Here is an 18046-nt window from a genome sequence, read left to right on the forward strand (position 1 = left end):
GCGGACCGGGCTGGATTAAGCGATAGTTCAATGGCTTGGCCGCAGATTGCCGGCAAGTACCCGGGGGATCCGACCATGTTGCGCAAATTGCTCCTGCCCGCCGTCGCCGCCACCCTGGTCGCCGGCTGCGTCACGACCGACTACGACTACCGCGGTGGCCGTGGCGACTACTACTACGGCCAGCCCTCCACCGAGTACCGCTACCGCGACGGCTACTACCCGTACGGCCCGTATCCCTACGGGTATTACGGGCGGTACCCGTATGGCGCCCATGGCTATCCCTATTACGGGTATCCATACGGCGGGTACTACCGCTATCCGTACTACTACCGCCCGGGCCATCCGACGTACCCGAGGCCCCCGCATCAGGGCCGGCCGGACACCGAGCGGCCGGCGCCGTGGCGCAATTACGACGAAATCCGCCGTCGCCGCGAGGGGCAGGGCGTCCCGCCGGCCGGGGACGGGTTTGGTCCCGCCACCGCCGCGCCGCGGCCGATGCAGCCCTCGCCCGCCCCGCGCAATCGCGGCTCGCGGATGGAGCAGGTGATCCGGCAGGCGCAGCAGCGCGAAGGCGAGCGGCGCCGCACCGACGAGCCCTGAGGTCGGGCGACGCTTCGGGCAGGCTATTGACAGATTGCGTCGCAATGCGACGTAATCGGCCTGCACGAGCCTAGGTCGGCGCCCGCCGAGGAACCACGGATCCCCCCTGTTCCGCCCTCGACGGGCGTCGGCGCCCGTTCCGGCGCCGGCCTTCGGGCCGAAGCGACCGACCTGCGCTGCGGGGCGATGCGTGTACCGGATGGCCGCCAAGCGGGCCCGTCCTTACGGCGGCCAAGGGCCACGGCGTCGGGCCAAATGCGTCCGGGCAAAAGAATGGGGGCCGATGTCCCCCGACATGCGGCCCCCTGGGCTTCCCCTGCAAGTACGTGGCGGGCCCCTGTTCCAATGCCTGCCAGCGCGAAGCGCCTGTCCTACCGGGTGCAAAAAGGTATACGCAGGAAACGTGCCAACTTTTCCCGTCGAGCGTCGGTGGCGCCCGTCCACGCGACGCAACCGATTGATCGGCGTAGACTTTCATCCATGAGCGACTTTTTCCAGTACGACGTGATCGTGGTCGGGGGCGGCCATGCCGGGACCGAGGCCGCGCTGGCGTCGGCGCGGGCCGGCGCGCGCACCCTGCTGCTGACCCACAACGTCGAGACCGTGGGCGCGATGAGTTGCAACCCGGCCATCGGCGGCATCGGCAAGGGCCATCTGGTCAAGGAAATCGACGCCCTCGGCGGGATCATGGCGCGCGCCGCCGACGCCGCCGGCATCCAGTGGCGCCGGCTCAACGCAAGCAAGGGCCCTGCGGTGCGCGCCACCCGCTGCCAGGCCGACCGCGCGCTGTACCGCGGTTTCATCCGCCGCGCCGTGGAAGCCCAGGCCAACCTGACCGTCTTCCAGGCAGCGGTGGACGACATCCTGTTCGCCGGGGCCACCTCGGGTGGCGATGCCCGCGCCGATGCCGGCCGCGGCCACGTGCGCGGCGTGGTCACCCAGACCGGCCTGGCCTTCCACGCACCGGCGGTGGTGCTGACCGCGGGCACGTTCCTGGCCGGCAAGGTGCACATCGGCCCGACCACCTATGCCGCCGGCCGCGCCGGCGATCCGCCCTCGGTGGCACTGGCGGCCAAGCTGCGCGAAGGGCCGTTCGTGGTTGACCGGCTCAAGACCGGCACGCCGCCGCGCATCGACGGGCGCACGCTCGACTACTCGGTGATGGAGGAGCAGCCGGGCGACGATCCGCGCCCGGTGATGTCGTTCATGGGCTCCACCGCCGACCACCCGCGCCAGGTGTCGTGCTGGATCACCCACACCAGCGAACGCACCCACGAGATCATCCGCGGCGCGCTGGACCGCAGCCCGCTGTACACCGGCCAGATCGAAGGCATCGGCCCGCGCTACTGCCCCTCGATCGAGGACAAGGTGGTCCGCTTCGCCGAGAAGGACAGCCACCAGATCTTCGTCGAGCCCGAGGGGCTGGACGTGGCCGAGATTTACCCCAACGGCATTTCCACCTCGCTGCCGTTCGACGTGCAGCTGGCGCTGGTGCGCAGCATCCGCGGCTTCGAGCAGGCGCACATCACCCGCGCTGGCTACGCCATCGAATACGACTTCTTCGATCCCCGCGGATTGAAGGCCACGCTGGAAACCAAGGCGGTCCAGGGCCTGTTTTTCGCGGGGCAGATCAACGGCACCACCGGCTACGAGGAAGCAGCCGCGCAGGGCCTGCTCGCCGGCGTGAATGCGGCGCGCTTCGTGCGCGGCGCGGAGGGTTGGAGCCCGCGCCGCGACGAGGCCTACCTCGGCGTTCTGGTCGACGACCTGATCACCCACGGCACCAGCGAGCCGTACCGCATGTTCACCAGCCGCGCCGAGTACCGGTTGCAGCTGCGCGAGGACAACGCCGACCTGCGCCTGACGCCGGTCGGACGCGATCTGGGCCTGATCGAAGATGCGCGCTTTGCCGCGTTCGAGGCCAAGCGCGAAGCGATCGAGCGCGAGAACACCCGGCTGGGCGCAATCTGGGCCGCGCCCAACAACGCGCTGGGTCGCGAGATCCACGCGACGCTGGGCATCGAGGTCTCGCGCGAGACCAGCGCGCGCGACCTGATCAAGCGCCCGGAACTCGATTACGCGAAGCTGATGGCGGTGCCGTCGCTCGGTCCGGCGGTGGAAGACGTCGCGGTGGCCGAACAGGTGGAGATCGGCATCAAGTACGCCGGTTACCTGGATCGCCAGCGCGAGGAGATCGAGCGCCAGCGCCGCCACGAGGACACCGCGATTCCGGCGGACTTCGACTACGCCGCCGTCCGCGGACTGTCGGCCGAGGTGCAGCAGAAACTGCAGCGTGTGCAGCCGCAGACCATCGGACAGGCGCAACGCATCCCCGGGATGACCCCGGCGGCGATCTCGCTGCTGCTGGTGCATCTGACGCGGCAGAAGCGCAGCCGGGTGGCGTAAGCGATAGCGCCCTTAGCGGTCAGCCGGCGTGAGCGCTCGGTCGGTGTAAGCGCTCACTCGGCGTGAGCGATCGGGCCGCGTGAGACATCGGTCGGCTTGAGCGATCCCGTGGCACGGCATCGCCTTGCAGCATGACGCGGCCGTCGCCGGCCGTTACGCTCGGGACATGCGCACCCCTTTCGTTCCACTCCTCGTTGCCCTCACTGTGGCGTTGTCGGCCTGCCAGCCAACCGCCACTCCCGCCGCCGATGGCGCCCGTGCCAGTGCCGGCAGCGCGATAGCCCCGCCACGCGATCCCGCGCCAGTGGTGCAAAGCGACTGGCCGCTGCCCGCCACGGACCGCGCCGCGCAGCCTGACCTGCTCGCCGGGCCGGACGGCACCCTGGTGCTGAGCTGGATCGAGAAGAACGACCAGGCCCACACGCTGCGGCTGGCGACCCGCGCACCCGGCACGACGGCCTGGAGCGCGCCGCGGACCGTGGCCCGCGGCCGCGACTGGTTCGTCAACTGGGCGGACACCCCGCACGTGGCGATGACGGCCGATGGCGCGTTGTGGACCCACTGGCTGCAGAAGTCCGCGGCCGCCACCTATGCCTACGACGTGGCGCTGGTGCGCTCGGGGGATGGCGGCCAAAACTGGTCGAAGCCGGTGCTGGTCAATACCGACGGCACGGCCACCGAGCATGGCTTCGTTTCGTTGTGGGCCGCCGGGCCGGACCGCATCGGCGTGGCGTGGCTGGACGGTCGCCACACCGCGGCCGACGCGGAGCAAGTGGTACCGGGCGGCGGGCATGACGGCCATGGCGGGCCGGACGGGCACGCGTCGGTGGCCGCGTCCGGCACGCCCGCTGCGGGCGCGGCCGCGCCGGCCGCCGACAGCACGAACGCGGCGCCCTCGCCGCTGCCGGCCCCGGCCGTGCCGATGATGACCCTGCGCACCGCGCACTTCGACGGCGCGCTGCACCGCCACGACGAACAGCCCCTGGACCTGTCCACCTGCGACTGCTGCCAGACCGACGCGGTGGTCACCGCCGGGCGCACCCTGCTGGCCTATCGCGACCGTACCGAGGCCGAGGTGCGGGACATTTTCATCGCCCGCCATGACGGCCAGCGCTGGTTGGTGCCCACGCGCGTGCATGCGGATGCATGGACGATGCCGGCCTGCCCGGTCAACGGTCCCTCGCTGGCCGCGCGCGGGGACGCGGTCGTCGTCGGGTGGTACACCGCCGCCGGTGACGTGCCGACGCTGAAACTGGCCCGCAGCGCCGACGCCGCCAATGCCTTCGCCGCGCCAGTAGTGGTCGACCGCGGCGAAGCCGTGCAGGGCCGGGTTGACGTCGCGCTCGACGGGGACGCAGTGTGGGTGCTGTGGGTGCGTGAATCGGCCCAGGGCCAGTCGCTGCACCTGGCCCGCTACGCCTCCGACTTGTCGCAAGAACTGCAGCGGCTGGAGGTGGCCCGCCTGCAGGGCCGCGGTCGCGCCACCGGCTTTCCGCAGCTGGTGCTGGCCGACGGCGGGGCCTACGTGGTGTGGACCGACGTGGTCGACGGTCGCCCCCGGCTCAAGGGTGCACGCTTTGCCGCACGCGGCTGACCGTCCAGCCATGGATGGCGCGCGTTGTCATTGGGAAACATTCTCGCCGGGGCCGGGCGAGGCCGCTGGCACACTGGCGCGATGATCCGGATCCTGCTGGTCGACGACCACGCCATCGTGCGCGAGGGCTTCAAGCGCCTGTGCGAGGCTGCGCCCGACCTGCAGGTCATCGCCGAGGCGGGCACGGCGGAAGAAGCCATGGCCGCAGTGCGCCTGCATTCGTTGGACGTGGCGCTGGTCGACATCTCATTGGGCCAGCAGAGTGGCCTGCAGTTGCTGCCCGCGCTGCTGGCGATCGCGCCCACGCTCAAGCCCGTTGTCGTCAGCATGCACGAGGACCCGGCACTCGTGGTGCGCGCCATGGACAACGGCGCGCACGGCTACATCACCAAGGGGGCGGCGGCACAGGAGCTGCTGTCGGCGCTGCGCCGCGTGCATGCCGGCGAGCGCGTGCTCAGCAGCGACATCGCCCCGATGCGCCCGCACGCCGACGCCACCCGCTTGAGCCAGCGCGAGCGCGAGACGCTGCGCGGCCTGCTGTCGCAACAACCGCCGAAAGCGTTGGCCATCGACCTGGGCATCAGTGTGAAAACGCTGTACCGCCACCGTGCCAACCTGATGGAGAAGCTGGGCGCGCGCAATGCCGCCGACCTAGCCCGTATAGCGCAGGAGCGCGGACTGCTGATCGGCTGACCGGATGGCCCGCGGCTCGACGCCACCGCGGCGTTGCTGCGCGTGTTGCCGGCAGGCGGCGAGCCAGGCCGAGTGCCCCTACTTTTCCTTGCGCCAGTTGACCGAGGCCCGGTTCTCCACCGTGCTCGATTCGATCTCGATGTCGAAGCCCTTGCGCAGCAGGTACTTCAGCGTCAGCACCTGGCCGGTGCCGAGCAGTGAGACCCCGTAGCTGACGTACAGCTTGGGCGAAAGGTACTTGCCCACGCCGAACACGCTGCCACCCAAGGCGCGGCTTTCCATCACGCCGGCGTCGTCCAGGCCGATGCGCGCCCCCAGCTGCGAAGCCAGCAGGCTGCCGCCGGCGGTGAGCGCGGCACTGGCGGCGTTGAGCTGGCGGCTCTCGTCGCGGCTGGCGCTCGACAGCGGGCGGCCCAGCGCCAGATAGGCCAGCGCTTCCGACTGTGAACTGGCGGGGTTGGACCACACCGTGGCCTCCGGCGCGCTGGCGCGACCGCGGATGTCGACACCCGCGGTGACTTCGCCGACTTCGCGTTCGGCGCGAATGTTGAGGATCGGATTGCCGACCGGTCCGCCGGACCACACCAGCTGGCCACGGGTGATGGTCAGCTTTTGCCCGTAGGCGGTGTAGCGGCCGTCGACGTCGAGCTGGCCGTTGGCCGTCATCTCGCGCCCGGGGCGGGCGCGCACCCGCAGCCGGCCGCCGAGCGTGCCGTCCAGGCCGAAGCCATTGAGTTGCACGTCGTCGCCCAGCGCCAGGGTCAGGTCGAGGTCCAGCGGCAGCGTGCCGGTGTCCTCCGGATCGACCGGATCGAGCACGACCACGTCATCGGAGGCGGAGACGCCTTCGTCCAGCCGCTCCAGGTCGATGCGCGCCGAGGGCACGGTCACGGTGCCGGTCACCTGCAACGGCTGTCCGGCGGTGTAGCGCACCACCACGTCGGGGCTGGCGACGGCGCGCAGGTCGCGGGTATCGGACACCAGCACGTTGTCACCGCGCACGTTGAGCACCAGCGGGGTGTCGTTGCCCTGCCAACCGAGGGTGCCATCCAGGGTGAGCGTGCCGTCGCCGGAGCGCACGCGGCCGGTGATGCGCGCACTGCCGTCGGGTTGCGCATCCATCCGCACGTCGCCGTCGCGCAGTTGGATGGCGAGCGCGGGCAGCTCGGTGGCGAAGTTGCTCAGCTGCGCGTTGCCGCCGAGCAGCGGCTGCGCACGCGTGCCCGATAGCTGGATGCGGCCGGCGAGGCGGCCGGTGGGCTCGACGATGTCCGGCGAGAACAGCTCCATCCACGTCAGTTCGTCGGTGTTGACCGCGATCTCGCCGATCAGCGGCGCGTAGTCGTCCCAGCCGGTGGCGATGCGCGCGTCGATCTGGCCGTCGTCGTTGAGCGTGGCATCAAGTTCGGCGGTCAGGCGCTGCGGGTCAAAGGTGGTGCGCAGGGTCAGGTTGCCGTAACGCACCGGCTCCAGCCGCGCGCGTTCGCTGAACTTCAGGCCGCCGCCGGCCGAGGTGACGGTGGCGGTGCCGCGCCAGGCGTTGCCGACCGGACGCACCTGCGCGTCGATCGCGATGTCACCGCGCAGCAGCCACGGGCGGCGGTCGCTGCGCTCGGGCAGGTACGGTTGCAGCAGGGCCAGTGGCAGGCCGCGGCCGTCGATGTCCAGGCCACGTCGCGGCCAGTCGGCATTCGCACACAGGATGCCGCCGCCACTGGCGGACAGGCAGGCCTGGCTCAGGGCGCCATTGCGCCCGTCCCAGCGGAAGCGCGCGGGTTGCTGCAGACGCCACGGCACACCCTTGGCCGGGTCGAAGGCGAGGGTCGCCAGCGTGCCTTGCCAGGTGCTGCCGCGCTTCTCGGCGTTGCCGGCCAGCTGCACGGCGCCCACATCGCCCCGCGCGCGCACTTCCAGCTGCAGCGCCTCGACCGCGCCGCGTGCGGTGAGATCAAGCGTGTGGAACGGTACGCCGGCCTGCAGGCCGGTGGCACGCACGTCCAGCGCGCCGTCGCGGCCGCGCCAGGGCAGGCGGCCGCGGGCCTGCAGGGTGTCAGCGCGGTAGTCGCCGTACTGCAGGCTGCGGCCGGCGAGGTCGACGTCCACGTCGGGTGCCGTGCGCGGGCCGCGCAGCTGCAGTTCGCCCTGCAGCGTGCCCTGGCCGCTGGGCAGCAGGTCGGCCAGGTGCAGCGGCGCGAAGCGCGCATCGACATCCAGCGTGCGGCCGACCGTGCCCTTGGCCTGCACGCGACTGGCGCCGAGGCGCAGCGCGAGATCGCCTTCGTAGCGGTCGTCGCCACCGGTGGGCGCCGCGCCATACAGCGCGAAGCGGCCCTGTCCGGCCAATGCACGGCCACGCAACTGACCGCCCAGGCGTTGCACGTCGAGCGTGGCTTCCAGTCCGCGGTCCGGGCGGGTGTGCCCGCGGCTGGCGAGCACCCCGTTCACGGCGCCCTTCCACGCCGGCGCGAAATAGCCGGGGTCGAAGCCGGCAAGATCGGCATTGAGCGCCCACTGCAACGACGGCGCCCACACCACCTCGCCCCGCGCATCGAGCGTGCCGGTGGGCATGCGGGCCTGCAATGTCTTCAATGTCGCGCGCTCGGTGTTGCCGCGCGCGTCGAAGCGCACGTCGGCGGCCTGCCCATCGCGCTCCAGCCGCGCGGTGCCGATCGCCGCCCACGCCTGCAACGCGCCGGCCAGCCCGAAGTCGCCGTTGGCGATGATCGCCGGCGCACCCGCCTCGCCGCCCCAGTGCAATTGGCGCGCATTGACCGCAAAGCGCAGCACGCCGCGCTCGGGATCGCGCAGGTCGGCACGCCCGCGCAGGGTCACGGTGCCGTCCAGCAGCGCCAGTGCGAGCGGCTGAACGTCCAGCACCTGCTCGTCCAGGCGCACCTTGGATGGCAGCACCCTGACGGTCTGCCCGTCCCAGGTCACCTGGCCGTGCAGGTCGGCGGCGCCTTCGACGCCGTCAGCGGTCAACGTCCACGCCATCGGCGCGCTGGGGTCGCCGCCCGCAACCAGGGAGGAGTCGAAGGCCTCGGCCGCGCTGCGCAATTGCCAACGCGGCCGCTCGCGACCGCGCAGGGTCACGCTCGCACGCACTGCGCCGGGTGCGCGCCCGGCCACCGCCACGTCCATCCGCGACAGGTCGCCCCGCGCAACCAGCCCCAGCCGAGGCGCGGTCCGGCCCGCGGACGCGGGGAATACGGCGGTCGCCCTGAGGTCGGCGTGGAAATCGTCGCGCGGAATGTAGTCGCCATGCAGGGTAAATCGACCGCGGTCGCTGTCCACGGCGAGGCGTTCAACGTGCAGCGTGCCCGGTTGTGCATCGATGCCACCGCGAAGACGCGTGATGTTGACCAGCGCCGCACCGGCCCGGGTCACGCGCAGCCCGTCGATGCGCACATCGTCGGCCTGCAGCGCCAAGGGCGGCCGGATGTCCGGCAGCACGTCGGGCCAGCGCGGCAATTCGAAGGGCTCGTCATTCTCGGGCAGGTCGAGCGTGGCGCCAGTGACCTGCAAGGCATCGAGCCGCAAGCGGCGGCCCAATAGCGGGCGGATGGCGGGGTCGAGCACCACCGTGTCGGCGCTGAACACCACCGGTCCGCCGGGCGTGCAGTCGGCATCCTCCGGCGGGCACGCGGGCGTGTAGACGAAGCGCACCCCGCGCAAGGTCAGCGGTCCCGCCGCCGGACCTTCGGCCGAACGCCACGCCAGCGATGCGCCGGCGGGCAGGCGCGCCACGATCTGCCGAAGCAACGCATCGCGTCCGCCAATGGTGGTGAGCAGCCAGTACACCAGCGTGGCCATCGCCAGCGCCAGCGCGCCCGCCACCAGGCTGCTGCGGACCGCCAACCAGCGCAGGCGCGCGCGGCGACGCGCACGCAGTTCGGCGATGCGCGCCTCGCGGGCTTCCGGTGTCAGGTCCTGCTGCTCGCGGGGCGATCGACGCAGGCGCATGCTCACAGCTCCGGGCCGATGTTGAGGTACAGATGGAAGCCCGAGTCCGGGTCATCCAACCCGCGCGCGATGTCGATGCGCAGCGGCCCCACCGGCGAGCGCCAGCGCAGGCCAATGCCGACGCCGGTGCGGAAGTCGGGCGAATCATTGAACGCGCTGCCACTGTCGACGAACACCGCCGCGCCCCAGGCGTCGTTGAAATAGCGCTCGTACTCGACGCTACCCGTCAGCACGTTCTTCGCGCCGACCGGGAACTTGTCGCCGTCGGCACCGATGCGCGGTCCGACCTCGCGCCATCCGTAGCCGCGGATGCTGCGGTCGCCGCCCGCATGGAAACGCAGGCTGGGCGGCAGGTCGACCAGCGAATCCGTCAGGGTGTGCCCCAGTTCGCCCCGGGTGATCAGGCGACTGCGCTCACCCAGACCGCGGTACAAGCGCGCGGTCACATGCGCCTGCAGGAAGTTGGCGTCCGAACCCGCGCCTTCCAGCCCGCCGCGCAGCATCACCGATCCTGCCACGCCGCGGCGCGGGTACAGGCGGTCGTCGGTGTCCAGGTATTCGCCGCGCAGCGACGGGTAGGTGAAAGTGCCGTACCGATACCCGCCGCCCCCCACGATGCGCGGCTGTCGTTCGGCCGCATACAGCCAGCGTTCGCGCAGCGCATGCACCGAGGCCACGGCATTCCACTGGGCGTTGATTTCGCCGCTGCGCGCGCCGATGAGTTCGATGCGGCGGTTGTCGATGTAGTCAGTCTGCTCGTCGGCCGCCTGCGCGGTGAACGTGTACCAGCCGTCGATCCAGCCGAAGGCGGGAATGCGGTACTGCGCCGTCAACGTTTTGCGCCGCACCGCCCAGTCCAGTTGCGCCAGCGCCTTGTGCCCGCGGTCGTTGACGTAGCGCCGCTCCACGCCCAGACGCACGCCGGCGCCACTGTCAGTGCCGTAGCTCAGGCCGGCGATGTAGATCGAACGCTTGGCCGGCGTCAGCGTTACTGTGGTCGGCACGCGCCCATCCACCGCATCCTGCGGCCGCGGCTCGATGTCGATGCTGGAAAAGTAATCCAGTTTGGCCAGCGATTCGCGCAGGCGGTCGAGCTTGCCCTGGTGGTAGTAGCTGCCTTCGTCCCAATAGACGAAATGTTCGACGATGCCGTCGCGTAGGATGCGATTGGGCGACTGCACGAAGGTGGTCGGCCCCATGTCGTAGCGGTCGCCGCTGTCCCAGCGCAGGTCGATGTCGGCGGCGTGCTCGGCGCGCGTGACCTCCACCCGGCGCGTGGTGAAATCGGCATCGAAATAGCCGCGTTCGGCCAGGCGGCGGGTGATGCGTGCTTTGCTGAGCTCGTAGATGCCGTGGTCGAAGACATCGCCCTTCGCCGGGGTGAATGCGGCGATCTCGCGATCCAGATAGCGGTCGTCCGCGCCCGGGCCATCAATCGCCACGGTGGCGTCACGCACGCGCACCGGCTCGCCGGGCTGCACGCTGATCACCACCTCGGTACTGCCCTCCTCCTCGTCCCGCGTGCGCTCGACGCTGATGGTGGGCGAGTAGTAGCCAAACGGCTCCAGCGCCTCGCGCGTCTCGGTCTCAGCCTCGCGCACCAGGTAGCCCAGGCGGCGGCCGGACACCTCGCGGCCGATCGCATCGACCAGCGACAGCGAGGTGCGCACGTTGGTGGTCATCGCCTCGTCGAGGCCGCGGATGTCGACGCGGGTGACCTTGGCCGCCTGGGCCGTGCCCGCCAGGCACAGGCTCAGGAATGCGCAGGCAACGGTCCGGGCGGAGGGGGGCATCGGCGCAGCATACCCACGGCGCGTCAAAGCGTGATTAACGTCGGCACGGCGGGCGGGCGCGAGTCCTTTCGCGGTGGGCCCCATGCCGGCGTCGTCGCAGGTCAGATCGCCAGCTGCTCGATGGCCGCCACGCTGCCGAGCCGGTCGCTCAACCGCTGCAGCAGTGCGAGGCGGTTGTTGCGCACCGCGAGGTCGTCGGCATTGACCATCACCCCGTCGAAGAACGCGTCGACCTGCGGGCGCAGCCGGGCCAGGCGGCCGAGCACGGCGACGTAGTCGCGGGCGTCCAAGAGCGCGTCGGTGTCAGCCACTGCGGCATCCACCGCCTCGGCCAGTTCGCGTTCGGCCGGCTCGGTCAGCAGCGCGGTGCTCACCGCGGTCGGCACCGTGCCTTCCACCTTGCGCAGGATGTTGCGGCTGCGCTTGTTGGCCGCGGCCAGCGCAGCGGCTTCCGGCAGCTTGGTGAACTCGCCGATGGCACGCAGGCGCGCGTCAAAGTCCGGCAGCGACTCGTGCACCACGTTCAGCACGGCGTCGAACTGCGCCGCCGGCACGCCCTGCTCGGTGTAGTAGCCACGCAGGCGGTCATAAACGAACTGGGTGATGTCCAGCGCGCCGAGCTCCGGATGGGTGACCGGCTGCAGCGCCACCGCCGCTTCGACCAGCTCGTGCAGCAGCACGTCGTGGCCGCCTTCCAGCAGCGTACGCGCCAGGCCCAGCGCATTGCGGCGCAGGGCGAACGGGTCCTTGTTGCCGGTCGGACGCAGGCCCGCGACGAAGCCGCCGGCCAGCGTGTCCAGGCGTTCGGCAATGGCCAGCACCTGGCCCAGCGGCGACGGGGCGATGGCGTCGCCGGCAAAGCGCGGCATGTAGGCCTCGTCCAGCGCGTTGGCGAGTTCAAGCGGTTCGCCCGCGACCGCCGCGTAGTAGCGCCCGGCGATGCCCTGCAGTTCCGGGAACTCATTGACCAGGCGCGATTGCAGGTCGGCCTTCGACAGGCCGGCTGCGCGCTTGGCCAGCGCCGGGTCCACGCCCACCGCCTGCGCCACGCGCTCGGCCAGCGCGGCCACGCGCGCGACCTTGTCGGCCACGGTGCCCAGCTTGGCCTGGTAGGTCACGTTCGCGAGGCCGTCGTTCATCGACGCCAGGCCCTGCTTCATGTCCTCCACGAAAAAGAACTTGGCGTCGGCAAAGCGCGGGCGGATCACGCGCTCGTAGCCCTTCCGCACCTCGGCCTCATCGCGCGACTCGATATTGGCGATACCGACGAAATGCTCGCTGAGCTTGCCGTCGGCATCCAGCACGGGGAAGAACTTCTGGTTGGCTTCCATCGTCGCGATCAGCGCTTCCTGTGGGACGGCCAGGAACTCGCGTTCGAAGCTGCACGCCACGGCCTTCGGCCACTCGGTGAGGCCATTGACCTCCTCGAGGATGCCGGCGTCGATGCGCGCACTGCCGCCGGCAGCCTTCGCCGCCGCCTCGACCTCGGCCACGATGCGCGCGCGGCGCTCGTCCGGGTCCACCAGGACCTTGGCGCTGCGCAACGACTCCACGTAGTCACCGGGGGTGCTGAACCAGACCGGCTTGTCGTGCATGAAGCGGTGGCCGCGGCTCATGCGGTCGCCGCGCACGCCGAGCACGTCCGCTTCGATCACGTCATCGCCCAGTAGCAGGACCAGCCAGTGAACCGGGCGGGCGAAGCCATACTCGTTCGCGCCCCAACGCATCGGCTTGGGAATGGGCATGCCGGCGAGGGCCTCGCGTACGATCTCGCCCAGCAGGTCGGCGGTACGCGCACCCGGCTTCACCGCGCGGTGCACGAAGCGCTCGCCCTTGGCATCGCTGGTCTTCTGCAGCGCGGTCCAGTCAATTCCGGCCTTGGCGGCAAAGCCCTGCAGCGCCTTGGTCGGCTGGCCATCGGCGTCCAGCGCGATGTTGAGGTAGGGCCCCAGCACTTCCGACGCCTGCTCGGGCTGCTCGCTCGCGACGCCCGGCAGCACCACCGCCAGGCGGCGCGGAGTGTACAGCGGCTTGGCACCGTCGCGGTCGAAGGCGATGCCGCGCTTGTGCAGCCCGTCGATCACGCCGTCGAAGAATGCCTGCGCCAATCCGGCCAGCGCCTTGACCGGCAACTCCTCGGTGCCCAGCTCGATCAGCAGCGGCTGCATCGCCACGGGTTGCTCCTTGTCCGCCATCGTCACGCCTGCGTCGTCCTTCATCGTCGAGGCCATCACGCGGCCTCCTGGCCAGCGGCCTTCTTCAACACCGGGAAGCCCAGCTTCTCGCGCTGCGCGAAGTACGCCTCGGCCACGCCCTGCGCGATGCGGCGCACGCGCAGGATGTAGCGCTGGCGCTCGGTCACGCTGATGGCACGGCGCGCGTCCAGCAGGTTGAAGCTGTGGCTGGCCTTGCACACCTGGTCATACGCCGGCAGCGGCAGGCCCAGCTCGATCAGCTTCAGCGCTTCCTTCTCGCACGCGTCAAAGCGGTGGAACAGCTCCGCCACGTCGGCATGCTCGAAGTTGTAGGCGGACTGCTCGACCTCGTTCTGGTGGTACACGTCGCGGTAGGTCACCGGCGTGCCGTCCGGCCCGTAGGTCCACACCAGGTCGAACACGTTGTCGACGTTCTGCAGGTACATGCACAGCCGTTCGAGGCCGTAGGTGATCTCGCCCAGCACCGGCTTGCACTCGATGCCGCCGGCCTGCTGGAAGTAGGTGAACTGGGTCACCTCCATGCCGTTGAGCCACACCTCCCAGCCCAGGCCCCAGGCGCCCAGGGTCGGCGACTCCCAGTTGTCCTCGACCAGGCGCAGGTCGTGCACCAGCGGGTCCACGCCCAGTGCCTTCAGCGAGTCGAAGTACAGCTCGACAATGTTCGGCGGCGAGGGCTTCATCGCCACCTGGTACTGGTAGTAGCGCTGCAGGCGGTTGGGGTTCTCGCCGTAGCGACCATCGGTCGGCCGGCGGCACGGTTGCACGTAGGCCGCGTTCCACGGTTCCGGACCCAGCGCGCGCAGGAAGGTTGCCGGGTGGAAGGTGCCGGCGCCGACCTCCAGGTCGAGCGGCTGGATCAGCACACAGCCCTGCTCGGCCCAGAAGGCGTTCAGGCGCTGGATGAGTTCCTGGAAGGTAGGTGCGGCCATGGTCTCGGTATGCGCGCGACAAGGCGGGCTAGTATAGCGGCGAGGGCGACGCGGCCCCTTCGCCGTGTCGCCGCATTCCTTCCTGATCGTCGCCTGTCGTCGTGTCCAAGCCTTCCCGCACCCCGTTCCTGATCCTCGAAACCGGCCAGCCGGTGCCATCGATGCGCCGCCACCGCGGCTTCCCGCATTGGATCCGCGTCGCCGCCGGGCTCGAAGCCGACGACACGGTGGTGGTCAACGTGCAGGCCGGCGAGCCGCTGCCCCGCCGTGAAGGCTTCGCCGGCGCGCTCGTCACCGGCTCCGGCGCGATGGTCACCGACCGCGCCGACTGGAGCGAACGCAGTGCCGACTGGCTGCGCGAGGCCGCCCACGCCGGCATGCCGCTGCTGGGCATCTGCTACGGCCACCAGTTGCTGGCCCATGCCCTGGGGGGCGAGGTGGCCGACCACCCCGCCGGCCGCGAGATGGGCACCATTGGCTTGGCGCTGCACGACAGTGCTGCCCATGACCCGTTGTTCGCGGGCCTCCCGGCCACCTTCCCGGCGCAGGCCACGCACCTGCAGACCGTGCTGCGCCCGCCGGCCGGCGCCACCGTGCTGGCGCGCTCCGACCATGACGCCTGCCACGCCTTCCGTTGGGGCGAGCGCGCCTGGGGCCTGCAGTTCCACCCCGAATTCAGCGCGACCCACATGCGCGGCTACGTGCAGGCGCGCAGCGAGGCCCTTTTGCGCGAAGGCCGCTGCCCCAAGACCGTGGCCCGAGAGGTCAGCGCCACCCCGCACGCGCGCCGGGTGCTGCGCCGCTTTGTCCGCCACGTGCTCACCCTGTCGGGGCACTGACGGCTCGGGTAGCATGGTGGCTGTTGGCGCGCGCGGGCGCGCCGGTCCAGCTCCCCCGGGGAACGAGTTCCATGACGACACGTGCGATGGGTCCGATGACGGGCCTTGAGTGGCTCAAGCGCGGCATCAACCTTGGCCGACACAACCCGAAGGCGATTTTCGGCGGCGCGGTGCTGGTGGCCATCGGCGCCTTGCTGCCCGGGCTGCTGCAGCTGATGCTGCTGGGCATCGTGGGCGACAGCACGACTGGGCAACTGGTGGTGATGGGTGCGTCCACCGTGGCCTCGATCGTGCTGATGTCGCTGCTGGTCGGGGGCTACATCCGCGTGATCCATGCCGCCGAGCAGGGTCGTCCGGCCAGCCCCACCGACGTGCTGGCGCCGTTCCGCGCCGGCCAAGGCGGCAAGCGCCTGGTCCAGTTCGGCGTGCTGCTCGTGCTGGTGTACCTGGTGCTGGCGTCGGTGGTGATCCTGCTGGTCGGCCAAGGGTTCGTCGAGTGGTACATGCAGGTGATGGCCCTGTCACAACGCGGCGGCACGCCCAACCCCAACGCCATGCCCGCGTTGCCCGAGGGATTCGGTTCGGTGATGGGCCTGGGTTTCCTGGTCGCGGTGTTCCTGGGTGGCGTGTACTCGATCGGCTTTGGCCAGGTGGCGCTCACCGGCCGCAGCCTCGGCGGCGCGCTGAAGGACGGCTTGGGTGGCACGCTGAAAAACCTGTTGCCGCTGCTGTTGCTGGCGGTGCTGTCGGTGCTCGCGCTGATCGTGGTGGCGCTGGTGATCGGGCTCGTGGTGACGCTGCTGGCGGTGGTCGGCAGCCTGGTCCACCCCGTGCTGGGCATGCTGCTGGCTTTGCCGGTGTACCTGGCGCTGCTGCTGGGCATCTACGTGGTGATGTTCGGCGTGATGTACCAGATCTGGCGCGACGTGGCCGGCGACGTGGCCGGCAACGTGCCGCCGCCGGTGGCGCCGACGGACACGCACATCGAGCTGTAAACCCGGTCACGCCGGTTCGGGTCGAACCGCCTATGATCGACACGTGACGGTCACCCGGGCAGCGCCCCGGGCCGACACGTTTCCCCGCACAGGGAGTGCGGGATGGGTAAGGGTCGCGAGGGTGCCGCAAGGCGCATCGCGACGGACACACGGAGGTGGAACGCCATGGAGCTATCTGCAACTGTGCTGGCCGCGTTCGCGGCTGGCCCCCGTCAGCACGATCGCCTGCTCCGGCTGCACACGCCGCTGGGGCCCGACGTGCTGGTCGCCGAGACGCTGGATGGCGTCGAATCCGTCGACGGCGCCCGCCGTGCTCAGACGTGGGGCCGGATAAACGGGCTTCGGGGGGCTTGTTGGATTGCGGTCCTGAAGCTCGCCAACAGTAGGGGATAATGCCCCTCCTCACCGCTGACCTCGCCCCGATGTCCCTGCCTCCGCTCCCGGATTACCCGTTCCAGCCCCACAGTTTCGAGGTTCGCCCCGGCATCGCCCTGAGCTATATCGATGAGGGACCGCGTGATGGCGAGGTCGTGGTCATGCTCCACGGCAACCCCTCATGGAGCTTCTACTGGCGGCACTTGGTGCTGGGTCTGCGCGACAGCTACCGCTGTATCGTGCCCGACCACGTGGGCATGGGCCTGTCCGACCGGCCGGACGATGCGCCGGGCGCGCACCCGCGCTACGACTACACCCTGCAGTCCCGCGTCGACGACCTGTCCGCACTGCTGGACCACCTCGGCATCACCGGGCCGGTGACACTGGCGGTGCACGACTGGGGCGGCATGGTCGGTTTCGGCTGGGCGCTGTCGCACATGCCGCAGGTCAAGCGGCTGGTGATCCTCAACACAGCGGCGTTCCCGCTGCCGGCGGCCAAGCCCATGCCGTGGCAACTGTCGCTGGGTCGGGACTCGAAGATCGGCGGCTTCCTGATCCGCGCCTTCAACTTGTTCGCGCGCGGCGCCGCATGGCTGGGCACCGAGCGCAGCCTGCCGGCCTCCGTGCGCCGCGGCTACATCGCCCCCTACAACGGCTGGCGCAACGCGATCAGCACCCTGCGCTTCATGCAGGACATTCCGCTACGTGAAGGCGATCGTGCCTGGCCGCTGGTCGAAGCGGCCGGTCGCGCGCTGCCGCAGTATGCGGACCGCCCGGCGTTCATCGGTTGGGGGCTGAAAGACTTCGTCTTCGACCGCCACTTCCTTGACGGCTTCCGTCGCGCGCTGCCCAACGCCGAGGTACGCGCCTTCGAGGATGCCAACCATTACGTGTTGGAAGACAAGCACGAGGCGCTGGTGCCTGCCATTCGCGCATTCCTGGAGCGCCACCCGATCTGAGGGAAGCCGGACGGGCCACCTCACGGCGGATTCCGCTCCTCCACCCCCTCCCAATCCGCCTCGGTCAGCACGGGCAAGCCATGCGCCGCGCGTGACTTGTCGCACTGCGGGCTGGCTTCGCCAAACTCCCATGACGCCGGCACCGCGCGGCACACCGACGGCCGCACCGGGTGGATCGTGCAGCGGCTGTAGTGGCCGATGTCGGCGTCCAGCGCGACGCAGCGCGGGTTGGACTGCGAGGTGCCACGCATCACCCGCTCGTGCTGGCGCAGCGGCTCGGTCAATTCGACGGGCACGACGCCGCCCATGGCCGGGTCGGCCTCCGACCAGTGGAAGCTGACGCGGAAGAAGGCACAGCAGGCACCGCAGGTCAGGCAGGGGTGGTTCATCGGTCGATGCGCGCGGTTGGGGGGCGGGGCAAGCGGGGCTTGGGTGTGCGGTGTTGCGGTCAAGCAGGGATGGCTGAACGGGGTGCCCGCCCCGGCGCGTGTGGGATCCGGGTGCACGCCGGATCCCCGGCGCCGGGGATCGCCCACCCGTCGCCGTTCCGTGGGGAACGGGAAGCTGAGGTTGTCGTCCAGGGGCCTCGGGCGGTGCGGTCCGAGGCAGGGGCAGGCGCTGCCGGCGGGTGGTGAATTTTTCGGCATGTCCCGGGTGCCGCGCAAGTAGGGGCCGACAGGCGAC

General features: G+C 70.5%; 12 protein-coding genes. 7 read left to right on the forward strand and 5 right to left on the reverse strand.

Annotated elements, in window-relative coordinates:
* The first annotated feature begins 30 nt into the window (after positions 1-30).
* From ACYVBS_RS04640 to ACYVBS_RS04655, 4 genes are all read left to right on the forward strand, one after another.
* Positions 31-600, forward strand: a complete 570-nt coding sequence (locus ACYVBS_RS04640) for a hypothetical protein (RefSeq protein ID WP_460822095.1) — start codon at positions 31-33, stop codon at positions 598-600.
* A 480-nt stretch (positions 601-1080) separates the two neighbouring features.
* Positions 1081-3006 (forward strand): tRNA uridine-5-carboxymethylaminomethyl(34) synthesis enzyme MnmG, encoded by a 1926-nt coding sequence (gene mnmG, locus ACYVBS_RS04645; RefSeq protein WP_460822096.1) that lies wholly within the window; start codon positions 1081-1083, stop codon positions 3004-3006.
* A 166-nt stretch (positions 3007-3172) separates the two neighbouring features.
* The gene (locus tag ACYVBS_RS04650; RefSeq protein ID WP_460822097.1) at positions 3173-4600 is read left to right on the forward strand and encodes a sialidase family protein; all 1428 of its coding nucleotides are present in this window, start codon (positions 3173-3175) and stop codon (positions 4598-4600) included.
* A gap of 81 nt (positions 4601-4681) precedes the next feature.
* Positions 4682-5293: a response regulator gene (locus ACYVBS_RS04655; protein ID WP_460822098.1), complete on the forward strand. Its 612-nt coding sequence runs from the start codon at positions 4682-4684 to the stop codon at positions 5291-5293.
* 78 nt (positions 5294-5371) lie between these two features.
* Here the strand turns inward: ACYVBS_RS04655 and ACYVBS_RS04660 are convergent, their stop codons facing one another.
* From ACYVBS_RS04660 to glyQ, 4 genes are all read right to left on the reverse strand, one after another.
* Positions 5372-9256: a translocation/assembly module TamB domain-containing protein gene (locus tag ACYVBS_RS04660; protein WP_460822100.1), complete on the reverse strand. Its 3885-nt coding sequence runs from the start codon at positions 9254-9256 to the stop codon at positions 5372-5374.
* A 2-nt stretch (positions 9257-9258) separates the two neighbouring features.
* Positions 9259-11049: an autotransporter assembly complex protein TamA gene (locus tag ACYVBS_RS04665; protein ID WP_460822101.1), complete on the reverse strand. Its 1791-nt coding sequence runs from the start codon at positions 11047-11049 to the stop codon at positions 9259-9261.
* A 101-nt stretch (positions 11050-11150) separates the two neighbouring features.
* Positions 11151-13217 (reverse strand): glycine--tRNA ligase subunit beta, encoded by a 2067-nt coding sequence (glyS, locus tag ACYVBS_RS04670; RefSeq protein WP_460822183.1) that lies wholly within the window; start codon positions 13215-13217, stop codon positions 11151-11153.
* 62 nt (positions 13218-13279) lie between these two features.
* Positions 13280-14194: a glycine--tRNA ligase subunit alpha gene (gene glyQ, locus ACYVBS_RS04675; RefSeq protein ID WP_460822103.1), complete on the reverse strand. Its 915-nt coding sequence runs from the start codon at positions 14192-14194 to the stop codon at positions 13280-13282.
* A 101-nt stretch (positions 14195-14295) separates the two neighbouring features.
* Between glyQ and ACYVBS_RS04680 the strand changes: the two genes are divergently transcribed.
* The 3 genes from ACYVBS_RS04680 to ACYVBS_RS04690 all read left to right on the forward strand — a co-directional run bounded on the left by ACYVBS_RS04680 (position 14296) and on the right by ACYVBS_RS04690 (position 17362).
* A complete protein-coding gene (locus ACYVBS_RS04680; protein WP_460822104.1) occupies positions 14296-15033 on the forward strand; it encodes a glutamine amidotransferase in 738 nt (245 codons plus the stop codon).
* A 71-nt stretch (positions 15034-15104) separates the two neighbouring features.
* A complete protein-coding gene (locus ACYVBS_RS04685) occupies positions 15105-16028 on the forward strand; it encodes a hypothetical protein (RefSeq protein ID WP_460822106.1) in 924 nt (307 codons plus the stop codon).
* A gap of 422 nt (positions 16029-16450) precedes the next feature.
* Positions 16451-17362 carry an alpha/beta fold hydrolase gene (locus ACYVBS_RS04690; protein WP_460822184.1) on the forward strand — a complete coding sequence of 304 codons (912 nt, stop codon included), beginning with the start codon at positions 16451-16453 and terminating at the stop codon, positions 17360-17362.
* A 20-nt stretch (positions 17363-17382) separates the two neighbouring features.
* On the opposite strand, the gene ACYVBS_RS04695 is transcribed toward ACYVBS_RS04690, so the two are convergent.
* Positions 17383-17751 (reverse strand): YkgJ family cysteine cluster protein, encoded by a 369-nt coding sequence (locus tag ACYVBS_RS04695; protein WP_460822108.1) that lies wholly within the window; start codon positions 17749-17751, stop codon positions 17383-17385.
* Between the last annotated feature and the right edge of the window lie 295 nt (positions 17752-18046).

It is taken from the genome of Lysobacter olei (assembly GCF_054777355.1).